Genomic DNA, 17227 nt, shown 5'->3' on the forward strand with positions numbered 1-17227 from the left:
TCCCGGATTACCGGCAGGTGAACAGGTCTGCCCGAGCAGCGTTTTCGCCGGCTCGGGCCGTCGCCGAGTGTGCAGTTTCGGGGGCATCGGCCGAGTGCGGCGCCGCCAACTGCACACTCGACGGGCCGCGGCGGTGAGGGTGGGCAGCTGCGAGGGTGGGCGGGGCGGGGGAGTCAGCGGATGAGGTACGGCGACACCGAGCTGCGGTGCTCGTTGATGTCGAGTTCCTTGCCGAGCGGAGGGAAGGCGCGCTGCGGGCAGTTCATCCGCTCGCACACCCGGCAGCCGGCGCCGATCGGCGTGGCGGCCGCCTGGTTGTCCAGGTCGAGGCCGTCCGCGTAGACGGTGCGGTGCGCATGCCGGAGCTCGCAGCCGAGGCCGATGGCAAAGGTCTTGCCCGGCTGGCCGTATCGGGCCGCCCTGCGCTCGACGGTTCGCGCCACCCACAGGTAGCTGCGGCCGTCCGGCATCTGCGCGATCTGGGTCATGATCTTGCCGGGGTACCCGAACGTCTCGTACACGTTCCACAGGGGGCAGGTGCCGCCGCTGGAGGAGAAGTGGAAGCCGGTGGCGGACTGCCGCTTCGACATGTTGCCCGCCCGGTCGACGCGGACGAAGGAGAACGGCACGCCGCGGAGCTTCGGTCGCTGCAGGGTGGAGAGCCGATGGCAGATGGTCTCGTAGCTCTGAGAGAAGAAGGCGGACAACCGCTCGATGTCGTAGCGGAACTCCTCGGCGATGTCGTGGAACTGGGTGTACGGCAGCACGGTTGCCGCGGCGAAGTAGTTGGCCAACCCGAGGATGGCGAGCGACCGGGACGACTCCGAGGTGAAGTTCCCCTCGTCGACCATCTTGTTCAGCAGATCCCCGCACTCGAGGTAGGCCAGCTCGGCGGCGAACTTGAACACCTTCTGCCCGCCGGACAGGTGTGGGGAGATCTCCAGCACGCGGGACTCGGGGTCGTAGCGGTGCAGCACCCCCTCGCCGAGGTCGATGCGCTGCACGATCTGCACGTCGTGCACGGTCTCGAGCCGTCGGGCGATCTCGCCTGCTACGTCCCCGCGGTGGAAACGCATCCGGGAGGTGAGCTCCTCGGCGGCGGTGTCCAGCTCGTGCAGGTAGTTCTGCCGTTGATAGAAGTAGTCCCGCACCTCCTCGTGCGGCATCGTGATCGCCCCGCTACCGCTGCCGTCGCTGTACCGGTCCTCGGTCGCCGCGGCCAGCTGCGCCGTGGTGTTGCGGTAGCGACGGTGCATGTTCACGATGGCCTTCGCCAGGCTCGGGTGCGCGGACACCATCTCCGCGATCTCCTGGGCGTCCGAGTCGATGCCCATCTCCTGGTCGAGCGCGACCTCCCGCAGCTCGGCGATCAGCCGGGTGTCGTCCTGCGAGGAGAAGAAGGTGGTGTCCACCCCGAAGACCTCGGTGATCCGCAGCAGCACGGGCACGGTGAGCGGCCGCACGTCGTGCTCGATCTGGTTGAGGTAGCTCGCCGAGATCTCCAGCGTCTGGGCCAGGGCGGCCTGGCTCATGGCCCGCTCGGTGCGTAGCTGACGCAGTCGCGCGCCGACATAGGTCTTCGCCATTTCTCCAGGTTACGAGGGGTGTCAGGGGTTGGCAACAATGGGTTCGCAGGATTAGCTCCGGGCGAGGGGGCACGCGGGGCAGGGGGTGCCCCCTCGCGCTGGGACACTGGGCCGATGACGAACGATCAGCCCGCAGGCCTCGAGGTCGGGGCGAGCCTGGCCACCGCGATGCTCAGCCCCGTCTCGGGCGGACTGCTGCGCACGTGGACCGAGGACGGGACCAGGCTGTGGAGCGTCGACGACCCGGACGGTCTCAGCGACCTGCTGGGCCGCGGGCTGATCGCTCGTACCTCCGTGCCGGACGACCGCTTCCGTGAGACGGTGCTCCTCGACGTCGAGGCGGGCACTCTGCTGGTGCAGGGTCGGTTCGCCGAGTCCTCGGAGGACGCTCAGACGCGGACGTTCCTGCTGGGCGACCCCGTCCGCCCCGAGCGCAACCCCTGGACCGACCTCGATCACTTCCTGGCCGCCGCCGCGGCGTCCGCCGTCGCGCGGGGCGAGTACTGGGTGGTGGAGCTCGGCGGCTGGGATGCGCCGTCGGAGCCGTACTGCTTCTTCGGGGTCATCGACGACGCGGGGGAGCGGGTCGCGGTGATCGAGACGGCACCGGTGCCGCAGGACACCGGGGTCTGGCCGGAGGTGCCCGACGACGGCAGGCCGGGAACGTCGGTGTCCTCGCCCGCCTCGGAGGACACCATCGAGGCCGCGGGGATCTTCGCGGTGACCGCCGTCGAGTCGTGGGGCGTCGCGCCGTGGGACGTGGCGTTGACCTTCGGGCACAGGGCGCCGTAGTCCGCCCCTCCGCTCGGCGACCGCTAGGCCGCACACACGCACGCTTTCCCTGACCCTCGCCCCGCCCGGACGCCGATGCCGCGCGGGTTCGTCGCCGTGCGCGAATTTCGTTCTCTACCTTCGGAACTCGCGGTGAAGCGCTGACCGTCATCGGGTGGTTCACCGAACGACGCCTCACGGCGCGCGAACTCGGCCCGGTGATGGGTGGGTAGATCCGACACCTTGGGTGCCTTCTGCTCCCTGCGCCGATGGCTCAATCTTATTCATGTCACTTCGAGAACGGAAAGGAGGTAAGGAAATGCGTCGAATCAAGTTCACCGTCGCCGCTCTCGTCGGCTTTGTGCCGCGAAAAGCGCCGGGCATGTACGAATGGTCCTGACAATGTTTGACAGTGCGGGCGGTCGACTTCGATTTGGCCGCCCGCACTTTCATTGTGAGATATAAGCTTTCATTAGGAGATGCAATGGCACGGCCACCACTCCTCGGGACATCTCGAGCGGCATTGGCGGAAACGTACGATCGCGGGCGGCTGGCCTTTCTGCTCGACGCCGCGGCGCTCGGTCCGATAGTCGAACTCTGGCCGGGGACTTTCCTCGTGTCGGGTCATCGTGAGGTACACGACGTACTTGTCGGGTCCAATCGCAAGTTCTTGTCGACGCAGAATTTTCTCAGAAGCAAGGTGTCGGGCGACCTCGGATCCGAATCGGTGCAGCGGTGGATGAAGTCACGTAAGGCGGCCTCCGCGGCGTTGGCATCGCGCCAGCGTCTCGAGGACCACCAGGTCGAACTCGCACATGACACAAACGCGATCGTCGGGAGTTGGTTGGGGAGGACGGTCGGCGACCGAGAACTGATCGACACCTTGCAGATCCTCACGTCCGAGTCGATCACTCGGTACTGCTTTGGAACTCGAAATGCTGACGAGATTCCTGCTCTCGCACAAGAACTTCTCGATTCACTCTTCCCGATCACCGCGAGTCCCTTCGTTCTCCCCAGATGGTTGCGCTGGCGGCCCTCCGATCTGCGCGTCCGCAGGGCGTTACGCAATCTCGAATCGGCCGTGGCGAAACTGGCGCAGGCGCCCGGCTCGGACGGATTGTGCGATGACCTTCGACGGGCCGACCTCCCGCTCAAAGATGTTGTGCAGATGATTATTTCGACACTCCTGGCTGCTCATGGCGTTCCGGCGTCGGCCATCCTGTGGGGGATGGTTGAGCTCGGTGGACGGAGCGCCCTCCAGGAGCAGCTGCGAGGTGACGGCGGTGCCGGTGCGCTCACGCGCGTGGTGTCGGAGACGCTCCGCCTGTGGCCGCCCTCGTGGATGTTGGGCCGTGACGCGGCCGAGGACATCCCTTTCGGGGACTGGGAAATGAAGGCGGGCAGCGTGGTGATGGTGTCGAGCTGGGTCACCCACCGGGTATCGCCCACCTTCGCGGCGACCGGTGGCGACTTCAGGCCCGAGCGGTGGATCGACGCCGCGCCGGAGCGCGGCGAGTTCATACCGTTCGGCGGTGGGCCGCGATGGTGTGTGGGCGCGAAGTTCGCGGAACGGGAGATGTCGACCGTGTTGGGTGCGATCGTCCGAAATTCCACGATGCGAATTCAGCTGTCGGACGCCGAATTGAAGGTGAACGAGCGCAGAACCCTCACCCCCGAGGGATTCTCGATGAGGTTCTACCTCCCGGAAGGCACGTGAATGCGCGGAAAGCTCCGGTCCAGACTGGGGTTCGCGTTCCTTCTCTCCGGCCCCGTCGCAGATTCCGCCATCGTGGTGATAGTGGCCGCGCTGGTCGTTTCGGCCGGGGGAGATGCGGCGCTCCTTGCGTTGGCGTTCGGCGCTCGATGCGTCGGAATTCTCGGAGCGGGGATCATTGCCGGCACGTTGGCGGACAGGCTCGACAAACGGGCGATCATCCTCTCGACCTATGCCGGTCGTTGCGCGCTGATTGCCGTACTTCCTGCGCTCGCCGGAGGACTTCACATTCTGCCCGTGATGATCGCGTTGGGCGTGTGTAGCGGGCTGTCACAGCCTGCCGCGGCAACCGCGGTCTATCTCTCGGTGCCACGCGAGGATCGGGCGGGTCAGCTGGCGACCTGGCATTCGCTGAGCCTCACCGTGCAGGTGGTGTCGCCCGCGGCAGCGGCACTGCTCATCTCGGCCACCGGACCCACGGTCTCGGCCTTTCTGCTTGTCGCGGCCGTTGCGGTGGGCGCCACTGCCGCGTGTGCGGTGGCTTCGAGTCCGATGCGAACCGACGCACCCGCGGGGCTGGTCCAGGACACGCGTGCGGGTTTCCGATTCATCAGGGACAGCCAGTGGCTGCGGACCGTGATCCTGGTGTCGGCGGCACAAACAGCGCTCCCGGTCCCGGCCTGGCTCCTGATCGTGAACGCCGGGTCGGGCGAGCGATGGTTCGCGGGCGCCCAGGGTTACCTGATGGCCCTGTTCGCGCTCGGTGGCATCGTCGCAACGAGGCTGTTGGGAAAACGGATTCCCTCTCGCGCAGCGCAGTCGGCGTTGCTGGCGCAGGGAGCGATCTGCGTCGGCCTGGTGGCGCTGAGCGTCTTTCCGCCGTTTGCCGTCATGGCCCTGGTGGCGCTCCTCGTCGGCGCCGCGATTCGATTGGGCAGCGTCTGGGCGGATGTCCTCGTGGCGACTCAAGTGCCCGAAGCGATGCTCGGACGCGTCGCCGGACTGGGCGCGACCCTCGCCAATGTGTGCATGCCGGTTGGCTTCATGGTCGCAGGCGCGCTGCAGGCGCCACTCGGCCCGGCGGCGACCGCGGGCCTTGCGGCCGCGGCGAGTGCGGCCATAACGGCCGTCGGCGTCATGCGGGTTTCGGCGCCCGCACGGGCCCTGCCGGTGCGGAGCACGGTCTGACGTCCGGCGGTGTCCACGATCGGGGGCTATCGTCTCGCCATGCCTTACATGGAACGCTCGGGAGACGTGTTCGTCCTCTACCTCGGAACCGAGGGTGAACGGGACGAGGAGAATGCGTTCAATCCGCGATGGCTCGACGAGACCGAGGCGCTGCTGGACGAGGTCGAGGCGAGCCAGGGCCCGGCCGCCCTGGTGACCACCGCGGTCGGGAAGTTCTATTCCACCGGCCTCGACACCGTCTGGGTCGCGCAGAACCTGGGACAGCTCAACCCGTACATGGATCGTGTGCACGCGCTCTTCGCGCGGGTGTTGACCTTTCCGATGGCGACCGTCGCCGCAATGCCTGGCCATACGTTCGGAGGCGGAGCGATCCTGGCCACCGCGCACGACCATCAGGTGATGCGCGGTGACCGCGGGTTCTTCTGTCTGCCGGGCATCACGGTCGGCATCAGCTACACGCCGGGCGTGCTCGAATTGCTGACCGCACGGCTGCCGGCGCGGGCGGTGCACGCCGCGCTGACGAGCGGTCGCCGATACGGCGGGACCGACGCGCTGGCCCACGGACTCGTCGACGAGCTCGCGGCCGGGGACGACGTGCTCGCGAAGGCGGTCGGCCGCGCTCAGGGCCTGGTGCACACCCGCGGGCGCACGCTCGGCGAGATCAAGGGCTCGCTGTACGCGGGCGCCGTGGCAGCCCTCCGCACCCCGTCGGCCAGCCTGGAGACGCAGGAAGCGGCGGTGACGGCGCAGGGGTGACCACCGAGCCGTGACCGGCGGTCAGGCCCAGGGGTTCTCGCGGGCGAAGACGGTCGGGAAGCTCAGCGCGACGCCGTCCGCTTCGGCCAGCCGGGTGAGCACCGTCATCGTGCGGTCGAGGTCGTCGCCCGCGTAGGGGAGCGCGCGCAGTGGCTCGGACAGCGGCCGGGAGAAGTCGTCCCAGTGGATCAGCACCGCGCGCCGGGCGCCGACCTCGCGGACGGTCTCTCGCCAGTAGTCCTCGATGTACTGCTCCGGCTGGATGCCGAGCTGCCCCACTCCGAGGTAGGCCACGTCGGCCCGCCTGCCGGCCAGCGCGCCCGGCATGTACCCCGCGCTGCCCTGCACGAGCAGCGACCTCCCGGAGGCCGGGTGGCCGACGACGATCGACCAGGCCTCGCCGCACCGGTACGCCGACACCCGGGTCGGCGGAACGAGTGGCTCGGTGATCTCGCCGGGAAAGCGATCGGGCGGGCAGTGATGGGACGCGACCATGGCGACCTCGAAGCCCCCGAGCCGCAGGCCGGCCCCGTCGGCGACGACCGCGATGCGATCGGCCTGCAGCCCGTGCCCGCGACCGATCGAGGCGGTGGACTCGCCGCCGACGAGCAGCCCGCCGGTTCGTTCCGCGACGGCCGCGGAGTCCAGTGCGTGGTCGAAATGGGTGTGCACCGGGATGACCGCGTCGAGTCGGGTGACGGCAGCCATGGAGAGGGCGGCGTCGATCCGGTCCGGGTCGGGGCAGATCCTGCCCAGCAGCACCCTCGGCAGGCCCGGCCTGGTGAAGAACCCGTCGGTCATGATCGCCGACGAGCCGTCGTCGAGGAGCAGGCTCGCGACGCCGAGAAACGTGACCGCGAGCCCGTCGGTCGCAGGGGTGAGGTCGAATCGATCGGCGTACCGGTTGATGTCGGGGCGTCCGAGCCGCAGTCTCATGCCGGCACGGTAGCCGCAGGCGTGGCCGGTGTCGCGGACCTCGTCGGGGCGGTGCGAGCGAGTCGTTCGGCGACCTTCGGGCGACGTGATTGCCCTCACAGCCGGGTCGGGTCCACCGTGATCGGGCATCGGCGCGGTCCTCCGCAGAGCCGGGATGTCGGCGCGACCGCCGTCGCTCGGGTGCCCCGAACAATCCGCAGGTCGGAACCTACTTGCCGGTAGATCGCCAACCTACTTGCCGGTAGCCAAGCGCTCGCTTGGCCGGTATTAACTTTGCAAAGTTAGCAACACCGGTTGAAAACCTAGCCAAGATTGGCATTAGCAACAGGTAGACGGCAGTTTTTGTCTGTGCCACTCTCGTTAAGTACATACGAAGGGCCTGGCAAGGATGTGAAGCAGTACATCCGTACCGGACCAGCAGATACAAGAGAGTGGAGCCTCGATGTCGACCACCGGCACCCCGAAGACCGCAGCTGAGATCCAGCAGGATTGGGACACCAATCCCCGCTGGAAGGGCGTCACCCGTAACTACACGGCCGAGCAGGTCGTCAAGCTCCAGGGCTCCGTCGTCGAGGAAGCCACCCTCGCCCGTCGTGGCTCGGAGATCCTGTGGGACCTCGTGAACAACGAGGACTACATCAACTCCCTCGGCGCCCTCACCGGCAACCAGGCCGTGCAGCAGGTGCGCGCCGGCCTGAAGGCCATCTACCTCTCCGGCTGGCAGGTCGCCGGTGACGCGAACCTCTCGGGTCACACCTACCCGGACCAGAGCCTCTACCCGGCCAACTCGGTGCCGCAGGTCGTCCGTCGCATCAACAACGCGCTGCTGCGCGCCGACGAGATCGCCAAGGTCGAGGGTGACACCTCGGTCGAGAACTGGCTCGCCCCGATCGTTGCGGACGGCGAGGCCGGCTTCGGCGGCGCGCTGAACGTCTACGAGCTGCAGAAGGCCATGATCGCGTCCGGTGTCGCCGGCTCGCACTGGGAGGACCAGCTCGCGTCGGAGAAGAAGTGCGGCCACCTCGGTGGCAAGGTGCTCATCCCCACCCAGCAGCACATCCGCACCCTGACCTCGGCGCGTCTCGCGGCCGACGTCGCGGACGTCCCCACCGTCGTCATCGCGCGGACCGACGCCGAGGCCGCCACCCTGCTCACCTCCGACGTGGACGAGCGTGACCGCCCGTTCCTCGACGGCACCCGCACGGCCGAGGGCTTCTACGGCATCAAGAACGGCATCGAGCCCTGCATCGCCCGTGCCAAGGCCTACGCGCCGTACTCCGACCTCATCTGGATGGAGACCGGCGTGCCGGACCTCGAGGTCGCCAAGAAGTTCTCCGAGGCCGTCCGCAGCGAGTTCCCGGACCAGCTGCTGGCCTACAACTGCTCCCCGTCCTTCAACTGGAAGCAGCACCTGGACGACGCGACCATCGCGAAGTTCCAGAAGGAGCTCGGCGCGATGGGCTTCAAGTTCCAGTTCATCACCCTGGCCGGCTTCCACTCGCTCAACTACGGCATGTTCGACCTGGCGCACGGCTACGCCCGTGAGGGCATGACCGCCTTCGTCGACCTGCAGGAGCGCGAGTTCAAGGCCGCCGAGGAGCGTGGCTTCACCGCCATCAAGCACCAGCGTGAGGTCGGCGCCGGCTACTTCGACAAGATCGCCACCACGGTCGACCCCAACACGTCCACCGCGGCGCTGAAGGGCTCCACCGAAGAGGGCCAGTTCCACTAGGAACCCCCGCTTCACCTGCACGACCCGTCCCACCCACCGCGGGGCCCGCAGCCCGGGCCCCGCGGTGTGGACGACTCCACTAGACGATGAGGAGCTGACGTGACCAGCGAAAAGATTCAGCGCGTCGGCGTGATCGGCGCAGGCATCATGGGCGCCGGAATCGCCGAGGTGTGCGCCCGCGCACATGTCGATGTTCTGGTGTTCGAGCAGACCCGCGAGCTCGCGGCGGCCGGCCGCGCCCGCATCCTGCGGTCGCTGGACCGCGGTGTGAGCAGCGGCAAGATCACCGAGCGCGAGCGGGAGCAGGCCGCCTGGCGGCTGCGCTTCACCTCCGACCTCGGCGACTTCGCCGACCGGCAGCTCGTCGTGGAGGCCGTCCTCGAGGACGAGAAGGTCAAGAGCGCGATCTTCGCCGAGCTCGACCAGGTCGTCACGGACCCGAACGCGGTGCTGGCGTCCAACACCTCCTCCATCCCGATCATGAAGCTGGGCATCGCCACCAAGGCGCCCGAGCGCGTGATCGGCATGCACTTCTTCAACCCGGTGCCCGTGCTCCCGCTCGTCGAGCTGGTCACCACCCTCAAGACCAGCGCCGCGGTCTCCGAGCGGGCCGAGCAGTTCGCCAGCGAGGTCCTCGGCAAGCAGGTCGTCCGTTCGGCCGACCGCTCCGGCTTCGTCGTCAACGCGCTGCTCGTGCCGTACCTGCTGTCGGCGATCCGGATGGTCGAGTCCGGTTTCGCGACCAAGGACGACGTGGACCGCGCGATGGTGCTCGGCTGCAACCACCCGATGGGCCCGCTGGCCCTGACGGACCTGGTCGGTCTCGACACCGTCAAGTCGATCGCGGACTCGATGTACGAGGAGTTCAAGGAGCCGCTGTACTCGGCGCCGCCGCTGCTGCTGCGCATGGTCGAGGCCGGTCTCGTCGGCAAGAAGTCCGGCGCGGGCTTCTACGAGTACGGCGAGAACGGTCGGAGCACGAAGAAAGCAAGCTAGCCAGCTTCACCAGTACGCACCTTCGGCGCCCGTGCGCGATTTTCACCCCTGCCGGGGTACCGATCGCGCACGGGCGCGAAGCGCATCGAGGGAGAGGTCGACACGATGTCCAACAGCGCCGCCACCTACGGCTCCAGCGTCCTGGGGTACCCCAGGATCGGGCCCCGACGCGAACTCAAGCGGGCACTCGAGGCGTATTGGCACGGCAAGTCCAGCCAGGCCGAGCTGATCGCCGTCGGCCGGGAGCTCCAGGAGCAGACCTGGAGCGAGCTGGCCGCGACCGGCCTGACGCAGGTCCCCGGCAACACCTTCTCCTACTACGACCACGTGCTGGACAACGCGCTGCTCTTCGGCGCCGTGCCCGGCCGGTTCGCCCCGCTCGAGGGCGAGCTCAACGAACTCGACTTCTACTTCACCATGGCCCGCGGCCGGCCCGACTTCCCGCCGCTGGAGCTGGTGCGGTTCATCGACACCAACTACTACTACCGCCAGCCCGAGCTCGACGAGCGCACCGCGTTCACCCTGCGCGCCGACGCGCTGATGGACGAGTTCGAGCGGGCAAAGGCGCGCGGCATCGAACTGCGCCCGGTGCTCCTTGGCCCCGTCTCGCTGTTGCTGCTGTCGAAGGCGAGCGCCGATGCGGCGGACGACTTCTCGGTGCTCGACCTGCTGGATTCGCTGCTGCCGCAGTACGAGGCGCTGTTCGAGAAGCTCGCCAAGGCCGGCGCAACCTGCGTCCAGCTCGACGAGCCCGCCTTCACCCAGGACCGCACGCAGGAGGAACTGGCCGCGCTCGGCCGGGCGTACACCACGCTGTCGCACGCGCCGCTGCGGCCGCGGATCCTGGTCACCGGCCCGTACGGGAATCTCGGTGAGGCCCTGCCGATCCTGGCCGCCACCAAGGTCGAGGCGCTCGGACTCGACCTGGTCTACGGCAAGGTCGCGGCCGACGAGCTCGCGAAGATCCCCGGTCTCAAGCGCAAGCGCCTCTATGCGGGCGTCGTGAACGGCCGAAACGTCTGGCGGGCAGACAACCTCGTCACGCTCACCTACCTGTCCTCGCTCAAGGACGTGATCCCGGACCTGGTGGTCTCGACGTCCTGTTCGCTGATGCACGTGCCGTACGACGTGCTGGCCGAGTGGGAACTCGACGGCGACGTCGCGGACCGGCTCGCCTTCGCGAAGCAGAAGGTCGGCGAGGTGGTCTCTCTGGCCAAGGCGCTCACCGAGGGCCCGTCGGAGCGCTGGCGTAAGAAGCCGACGAAGGTTCATTTCAAGCAGAAGCACGAAGTGCGCCAACGGGTCTACGCCATCAAGGCAGAGGACCGCATCCGGGCTCCGTACGAGGTCCGTCGGCTGGCTCAGCAGGAGAAGTTGAACCTGCCGAAGGTGCCCGCGACGACTCTCGGCTCGTTCCCGCAGACCGATGCCGTCCGCCAGGCGCGGTACGAACTGGGTCAGGGACGGCTGGAGTGGGCGGACTACGTCAAGCGCATCCAGGCCGAGATCGAGAGCACGATCCGGCTGCAGGAGGACATCGGCCTCGACGTCTTCGTGCACGGCGAGCACGAGCGCAACGACATGATCCAGTACTTCGCCGAGCTGATGGACGGATTCGCGTCCACGCACAACGGCTGGGTACAGGCCTACGGCTCGCGTTGTGTGCGGCCGCCGATCCTCTTCGGCGACGTCCGCAGGCGGGGGCCGATGACCGTGGAGTGGATCGGCTACGCGCAGTCGCTGACCGATAAGCCGGTCAAGGGCATGATCACCGGTCCGATCACCATGCTGGCGCGCTCGTTCGTCCGGCAGGACCAGCCGCTGCACGAGACCGCTGATCAGCTGGCGCTGGCGATCCGTGACGAGGTGGCCGACCTGGAGGCCGCGGGCATCTCGATCATCCAGGTCGACGAGCCGGCGATCCGGGAACTGCTGCCGCTGCGGGCGGGCGGGCGCAAGGAGTACCTGGACTGGGCGGTCGACGCCTTCAAGCTGGCGACCGGTGGTGCCAAGCCGGAGACGCAGATCCACACCCACCTGACCTATACGACCCAGAAGTCGGTGGTGGACGCGATCGAGCGGATGGACTGCGATGTGACCGCGATCGTGGCGACCCGTTCGATCACCTGGGTGCTCGACGCCATCAAGGAGCGCAAGCTCACCCACGGCGTGGGACCCGGTGTGTACGAGAGCCGTTCGGCCCGAATCCCGGACATCGATGAGCTCGACGACCTGCTCACCGAGGCCTCGGAATCGGTGGAGCTGGACCGACTGTGGGCCAATCCCGACGGCGGCCTCAAGACCAGGCACTACTGGCAGCTCGAGCCCTCGCTGCGGAACCTGGTGGCGGCCGCGCGCCGCCTGCGCCGCCGCGCGGAGAAGGCTGCCGCGGCCGAATAGGGGGCGGACATGCGGAAGGCCCCGGACCTCACGGTCCGGGGCCTTCGTGCATTCAGGTGATGAAGCGGGGCGGTCAGGAACCCGAGCTACCCGCCGAGCCCGAGCCGAAGCCGGGCTTTTCGGGCAGGTTGTTGCCGTCCGAGTCGGGCCGGTGGATCTTGACGGTGACCGGGCCGGTGCCGTCTGCCTCGACGGTGACCGTGCGGGCGCCTGCGGGGGAGGTGGTGTGGCCGCCGGTGACCTCGGTGACGTAGCCGGCGGGGTAGTGCCGGTCGGAGACATAGATCTCGGTCGGCTTGCTCGACGGCCGCGGCGTGTACGAGTACTTGAAGTCGCCGCCCTCCGGGTTGAACTTCAGCGTGCCGGGCGTGCCTGCGGTGGCCTGCGGGTAGGTGCGGACCAGCTGATCGCCGACCTCCCCGTGGAACGGATCCGCACCGCCACCGGGGCCGAAGATCGACGAGTAGTGCCAGTACTGCCAGCCGGTGAAGCGCTCGTCGGCGCGGAACATCGTGGCCGCCAGGGTGTTCGGGTCGACGTCGCCGAACTCGGTCACCAGAGCGGGCCGGTTGGTGCGGGAGGTCAGCGAATCGATGTGGGCCCAGGTCAGCTCGTGCTGTGCCGGGCATGCCATCTTGGCCTTGTCGGGCACCCCGCCGTAGATGCTCATCTGGCTGGGGATGCAGTAGTCGTGCACGGAGAGGGCGATGTTCGGGTCGGTGATCGCTGGGGTCCTCGGAGGGTTCCCCAGGTAGCTCGGCATGCCCTGGTTCCAGGTCACGTTGGGTTCCCAGTACACCGGGACCGTCGCGCTCCCGCCTCGGATGTGGTCGGTCAGCTTCTGCATCGCGGCCTGGTAGGTCCGATCGAAGTCCGGGCAGCCGCCCGGGAAGCAGGTCAGGAACGGCGACCCCGGCCAGGGCTCGTTCATCAGCTCGATGCCGAGCACGGCCGGTTTCCCCTCCACCCTCGTGGCCAGCGCCGCGAGGGCGGTGCCGAGGTGGTCGAGTACCCCGTTCTTGTTGGACCAGACCTCGTCCCAGCCGATGTTCATGCTGGGCATCAGGTAGTTCATCGGGAATCCCGGGTTCGGTTCGCCGGGGAAGGGTCTCGCCTTGATGGACCACTCCGGGAAGCCGTTTCCGCCCCAGGCCGGGCTCAGTCCGTCCTGGTGGTTGTCGAGCAGGACGTGGATGCCGCGGGTGCCGAGGACGTCGACCGTGTCGGCGATCCGGTCGAGGTAGGCGGAATCGATCTGGCCCCGCTCGGGCATCAGGCCGTCGAAGGACACACCGAGGCGGACGGTGTTGAACCCGTGCCGGGCGAGCAGGTCGGCGTCGGCGGCGGTGAGTGTCAGTCCGTCCCCGGGGGTGACGTACGGCGGTTCCTTGTCGACGTTGTTGACCCCGTGCAGCAGGACCGTGCGGCCGTACCCGTCGACCAGGGACCGGCCCTCGACGCGGACCTGGCTGATCGGCGTCGACGGGGCTTCGTCGGCGGCGGCCACCGCTGGTGTAGATGCGAACAGCGTTCCGAGCACCGCGATGCTTGTCGCGAGCAATCTGCGCATGTCACTCCTCAGGGATTCACCGACCCAGTTGGACGATTGTCCAACTGGTGAATTCTAGGGGAGCGCAAGGTGTCCACGCGGGGTTTCGGAGGTCCGATGGGTCGGGTGTGACCCGCCCCGCCGGACCTTCGAAGCGGGCGCAGTGCCTACCGGCCGGCTCCGCCGCCGGACTGGATGAGTAGCGGGATCCTGGCTGCGTAGTCGGTCGGCAGATAGACGCCGGGGCTCCTGGTCCAGGCCTGGCCGGACTGCGGGTCATACTGGCCGGGCATCGAAATCCCCAGTGGCGCATAGGTGCGGAAGCCGTTGGCTTCCGCCGTTCGGGTGGCCCGCCACTGGTGGTCCCCGAACGCGACCACTCCGGCGACATCGGTCGCCTGCGACGCGCCGCGCAGGGCGGCGACCTTCGCCGCCGCCCCATCGGTCGACAGATACGCGAGCGTGCCGTCGGGACGGACGTCGGCCGCGATGGCAACGACGTCGTCCATGCCGTGCTTGGTGCGCAATACGTCCGCGATCGGGGTCTGTGCGTATACCGGGATGTCCCGATCGCCGCGCGCCGCGACGACCGTGTCCGCGAGTGCCTCGTTGACCGGCCCCGGCTCGCCCTCGGTTCGCTCGGGGTCTGCCCCCGCCGGCATCCTGTTGCCGAAGCTGAAGGCGACGATCAGCGTGAACTGGTCGGCAGGCAGGGCCGGTATCGACCACACATCGCCGGACCCCGTGCCGACCTGCGGCTGGCTCGACCCCGGCGCATCCGCGACGGGTGGTGTCTCGGCGGCGATTGCCGCCGGCACCGGCGCGGCGACGAGCGCCAGCAGGAGCGCCCCAACCGTTGCGGATCGCGCGGGCATCCGCCGCGATCGCTGCTGACTGGTCTTCATCGGTGAATCTCCCTCTCGTAGGCGGCTGATCCGCTGTTCGGCGCTTCGCGGTTCGTCGCGCCCTGGCCATCAGGAGACAAATGCTAAGTAAGCACCAGGTCTTCTGGGTTGCCGTGAGGAGGACCAGGCGCGAACATGCGGTGCGGGATCCGGTCTACGCGTTGCGCGGAATCGATTCGGCCTATAGAAACTTACGAATGCTCACAGTTTCCGCCTACGCCGCGACCCGTGCCGATGGACCGCTCGAGAAGGTCGGCATCGAGCGCCGGGACCTGGGCCCGCTCGACGTGCTCATCGAGATCAAGTACTCGGGCATCTGCCACTCCGACATCCACACCGCGCGAAACGAGTGGGGCGGCACCCACTATCCGGTGGTGCCGGGCCACGAGATCGCGGGCGTCGTCGCCGCCGTCGGCTCCGAGGTCACCCTGCACGAGGTCGGGGACCGCGTCGGCGTCGGCTGCTTTGTCGATTCCTGTGGCGCCTGCGATGCGTGCACGTCCGGGGATGAGCAGTACTGCACCAAACGCGTTGTACAGACCTATAACTCGCGTATCGGCGACGGCGAGTACACGATGGGCGGGTACTCCACCCACATCGTGGTCACCGAGGGGTTCGTGCTCAGCATCCCGGACGGACTCGCACTGGACGTCGCGGCGCCGCTGCTCTGCGCGGGCATCACGCTGTACTCGCCACTGCGGCACTGGGGCGCGGGTCCCGGCAAGCAGGTGGCGATCATCGGCATGGGTGGGCTCGGGCACGTCGGTGTGAAGATCGCCGCTGCGCTCGGTGCGGAGGTGACCGTGCTGAGTCAGACGCTGAGCAAGCAGGACGACGGCCTGCGCTTCGGTGCCCACCACTACTGCGCGACGAGCGACCCCGCGACCTTCAAGGCGTTGCGGTCGAGGTTCGACCTGATCCTCAACACCGTCTCGGTGAACCTCGACATCGACCTGTACATGTCGACGCTCGCGGTCAACGGGGCACTGGTGGAGCTCGGCCTGCCCGAGAAGCCGATCCGGGTCAGCGGATTCTCGCTCGCGTCGAACCGGCGCAGCCTGGCCGGGTCGATGGTGGGCGGGATCGCCGAGACGCAGGAGATGCTGGACTTCTGTGCCGAGCACGGGATCGGCGCGGAGATCGAGGTGATCCCCGCGGACCGCATCAACGAGGCCTACGACCGGGTGGTGCGCAGCGATGTGCGCTATCGCTTCGTGATCGACGCCGGGACCTTCTGACGCATCAGGCGAGGGCGACCGACCCGCGCTGATCGCGTCAGGACCGGTGCCAGGACCCTCGGGTGAAAGATCCGGGCCGGCGAATCGATCATGTTCGCCACCCGCACGAATTGGACCAGTACCCGCGGATCACGCGCTGTGAGCGCATGGACCCTGCCGAAGTACCAGTTCATGAATGCGGTGCCGAATGGCGGATCGCCTTGTGTACCAGGCCAGTTCATGTCCTCTCCCGCGGCCATCCGCCACGGCGCTTCGAGCCTGCGCGGCACTCGCTTTCGGAACCGGTTGGCGATCGCATCGATGCTGTCACCCTTGCGGACTCCCCGTTCGAGGCATTGCCGCAACGTCATCGCGTCCAGCGCACTGGTCGTCATGCCCTGGCCGTAGATCGGGTTGAAGCTGCACAGGCTGTCGCCGAGCACGATCAGACCGCCCGGGAAGCGTTGCATTCGTTCGTAATACCGGCGGGTGTTGGCGCGAAACCTGTATCCCACGCTCGGCGTCAAGGGCACTGCGTCGCGCATGAACGTGTAGATGTCGGGTGCCTCGAGGCTGCGCGCGAACTCGAGAAGTCCGTCGTCGTCGCGCGGCGGGTGGTCCCCGTTCCAGCCTCCGAGCATGACGATCCAGCGCTGACCTTCCACGGGGAACACGACGCCCAACCGTTTGCCGTGTGGCGGCGTCGGCGCGATGATCAGTGCCTTCCACGGGTGGTCCTCGCGGGGCGGTCTGTCATAGAGCCGCGTCGCGTAGCCGACATCGACGTCGATGACCGACATCGCGGGTTGTCCGTACCCCAATTCGTCGAGTTGGCGCGGAGTCCCGGATCCGCGACCGCTCGCGTCGACCACAAGGTCGGCGGCGACAGTCTCCTCGGCGGCGCCGGCTCGGCGCGACTGGACCACCACCCCGGTGACCCGGCCCGGATCGGCGGCGAATCTCTTGACATGGCATTGATCGACGAGCCGGATGTTGGAGATCTGGCACACCCGTCGGCGGATGTGCCATTCGAGGAACGGTCGCGTCTGACAGGTGATGAGGATTCCGCTCGGTACCCGCAGCTTCCACACGCCGCGGTGGTACCAGGCGAAGTCCGACGTCATCTCGACCTCGGCCGATCCGCCCTCGACCAGTTCGGCGGTGAGGCCGGGGAATGACTCCTCCATCAGGGTCAGGCCCCGCTTCCAGATGCTGTGGACGTGGCGGCCCTGCGGCACACCTGCGCGCGGCTCGGCGTTGTCGGCCAGATGATCCTTCTCGAATATCGTGACCGTGCCGAAGAAGTCCGCAAGGACGCGGGACGCGAGCAGGCCGGCGATGCTGCCGCCGATGACGACGGCGTGGGTGTCGCGGCGGGCCGCGGTCTCGGTGTCCGCGGCCGCACGGACGACGCGGCGACCCGGGACTGTGTGGTGATTCATGGTGGAACTCCCGTCAACCGGACATCCCCAGCCTG

Annotated in this window: 13 protein-coding genes; 8 read left to right on the forward strand and 5 right to left on the reverse strand. The window is 67.9% G+C overall.

The genetic code is table 11. The features are described 5' to 3' along the window. Positions 1-173: 173 nt before the first annotated feature. Complete coding sequence (gene ramB, locus FCG67_RS07315) at positions 174-1586, reverse strand: acetate metabolism transcriptional regulator RamB (protein ID WP_077040586.1); 1413 nt, start codon at positions 1584-1586, stop codon at positions 174-176. Positions 1587-1700: 114 nt separating this feature from the next. Here ramB and FCG67_RS07320 point away from each other — a divergent pair, with 114 nt between their 5' ends. From FCG67_RS07320 to FCG67_RS07335, 4 genes are all read left to right on the forward strand, one after another. Further along, positions 1701-2378 carry a hypothetical protein gene (locus FCG67_RS07320; RefSeq protein WP_246044916.1) on the forward strand — a complete coding sequence of 226 codons (678 nt, stop codon included), beginning with the start codon at positions 1701-1703 and terminating at the stop codon, positions 2376-2378. 463 nt (positions 2379-2841) lie between these two features. Then, positions 2842-4074: a cytochrome P450 gene (locus FCG67_RS07325; protein ID WP_136908535.1), complete on the forward strand. Its 1233-nt coding sequence runs from the start codon at positions 2842-2844 to the stop codon at positions 4072-4074. Then, positions 4075-5259 carry an MFS transporter gene (locus FCG67_RS07330; RefSeq protein ID WP_136908537.1) on the forward strand — a complete coding sequence of 395 codons (1185 nt, stop codon included), beginning with the start codon at positions 4075-4077 and terminating at the stop codon, positions 5257-5259. A 39-nt stretch (positions 5260-5298) separates the two neighbouring features. Beyond that, positions 5299-6015 carry an enoyl-CoA hydratase/isomerase family protein gene (locus tag FCG67_RS07335; RefSeq protein ID WP_136908539.1) on the forward strand — a complete coding sequence of 239 codons (717 nt, stop codon included), beginning with the start codon at positions 5299-5301 and terminating at the stop codon, positions 6013-6015. A gap of 21 nt (positions 6016-6036) precedes the next feature. Here FCG67_RS07335 and FCG67_RS07340 read toward each other — a convergent pair whose 3' ends face one another. Further along, entirely contained in the window at positions 6037-6951 is a 915-nt protein-coding gene (locus tag FCG67_RS07340) for an MBL fold metallo-hydrolase (protein ID WP_136908541.1), read from the reverse strand. A gap of 442 nt (positions 6952-7393) precedes the next feature. On the opposite strand from FCG67_RS07340, the gene aceA reads away from it, so the two are divergent. From aceA to metE, 3 genes are all read left to right on the forward strand, one after another. Next, positions 7394-8683: an isocitrate lyase gene (aceA, locus tag FCG67_RS07345; RefSeq protein WP_136908542.1), complete on the forward strand. Its 1290-nt coding sequence runs from the start codon at positions 7394-7396 to the stop codon at positions 8681-8683. A 99-nt stretch (positions 8684-8782) separates the two neighbouring features. After that, a complete protein-coding gene (locus tag FCG67_RS07350; protein ID WP_077040593.1) occupies positions 8783-9679 on the forward strand; it encodes a 3-hydroxybutyryl-CoA dehydrogenase in 897 nt (298 codons plus the stop codon). A 105-nt stretch (positions 9680-9784) separates the two neighbouring features. Beyond that, positions 9785-12079 (forward strand): 5-methyltetrahydropteroyltriglutamate--homocysteine S-methyltransferase, encoded by a 2295-nt coding sequence (gene metE / locus FCG67_RS07355; protein WP_136908544.1) that lies wholly within the window; start codon positions 9785-9787, stop codon positions 12077-12079. A 73-nt stretch (positions 12080-12152) separates the two neighbouring features. Here the strand turns inward: metE and FCG67_RS07360 are convergent, their stop codons facing one another. After that, positions 12153-13649 carry an endoglycoceramidase I gene (locus tag FCG67_RS07360; protein ID WP_136908546.1) on the reverse strand — a complete coding sequence of 499 codons (1497 nt, stop codon included), beginning with the start codon at positions 13647-13649 and terminating at the stop codon, positions 12153-12155. Positions 13650-13795: 146 nt separating this feature from the next. Continuing rightward, complete coding sequence (locus FCG67_RS07365; protein WP_136908548.1) at positions 13796-14533, reverse strand: hypothetical protein; 738 nt, start codon at positions 14531-14533, stop codon at positions 13796-13798. 197 nt (positions 14534-14730) lie between these two features. Between FCG67_RS07365 and FCG67_RS07370 the strand changes: the two genes are divergently transcribed. Beyond that, positions 14731-15771 (forward strand): NAD(P)-dependent alcohol dehydrogenase, encoded by a 1041-nt coding sequence (locus FCG67_RS07370; protein ID WP_136908550.1) that lies wholly within the window; start codon positions 14731-14733, stop codon positions 15769-15771. On the opposite strand, the gene FCG67_RS07375 is transcribed toward FCG67_RS07370, so the two are convergent. Continuing rightward, entirely contained in the window at positions 15738-17192 is a 1455-nt protein-coding gene (locus FCG67_RS07375; RefSeq protein WP_136908553.1) for an FAD-dependent oxidoreductase, read from the reverse strand. The genes FCG67_RS07370 and FCG67_RS07375 overlap by 34 nt on opposite strands. Positions 17193-17227 lie beyond the last annotated feature (35 nt).

Origin of the sequence: Rhodococcus oryzae (assembly GCF_005049235.1) — a bacterium.
Classification (GTDB): Bacteria; Actinomycetota; Actinomycetes; order Mycobacteriales; family Mycobacteriaceae; genus Rhodococcus_G; species Rhodococcus_G oryzae.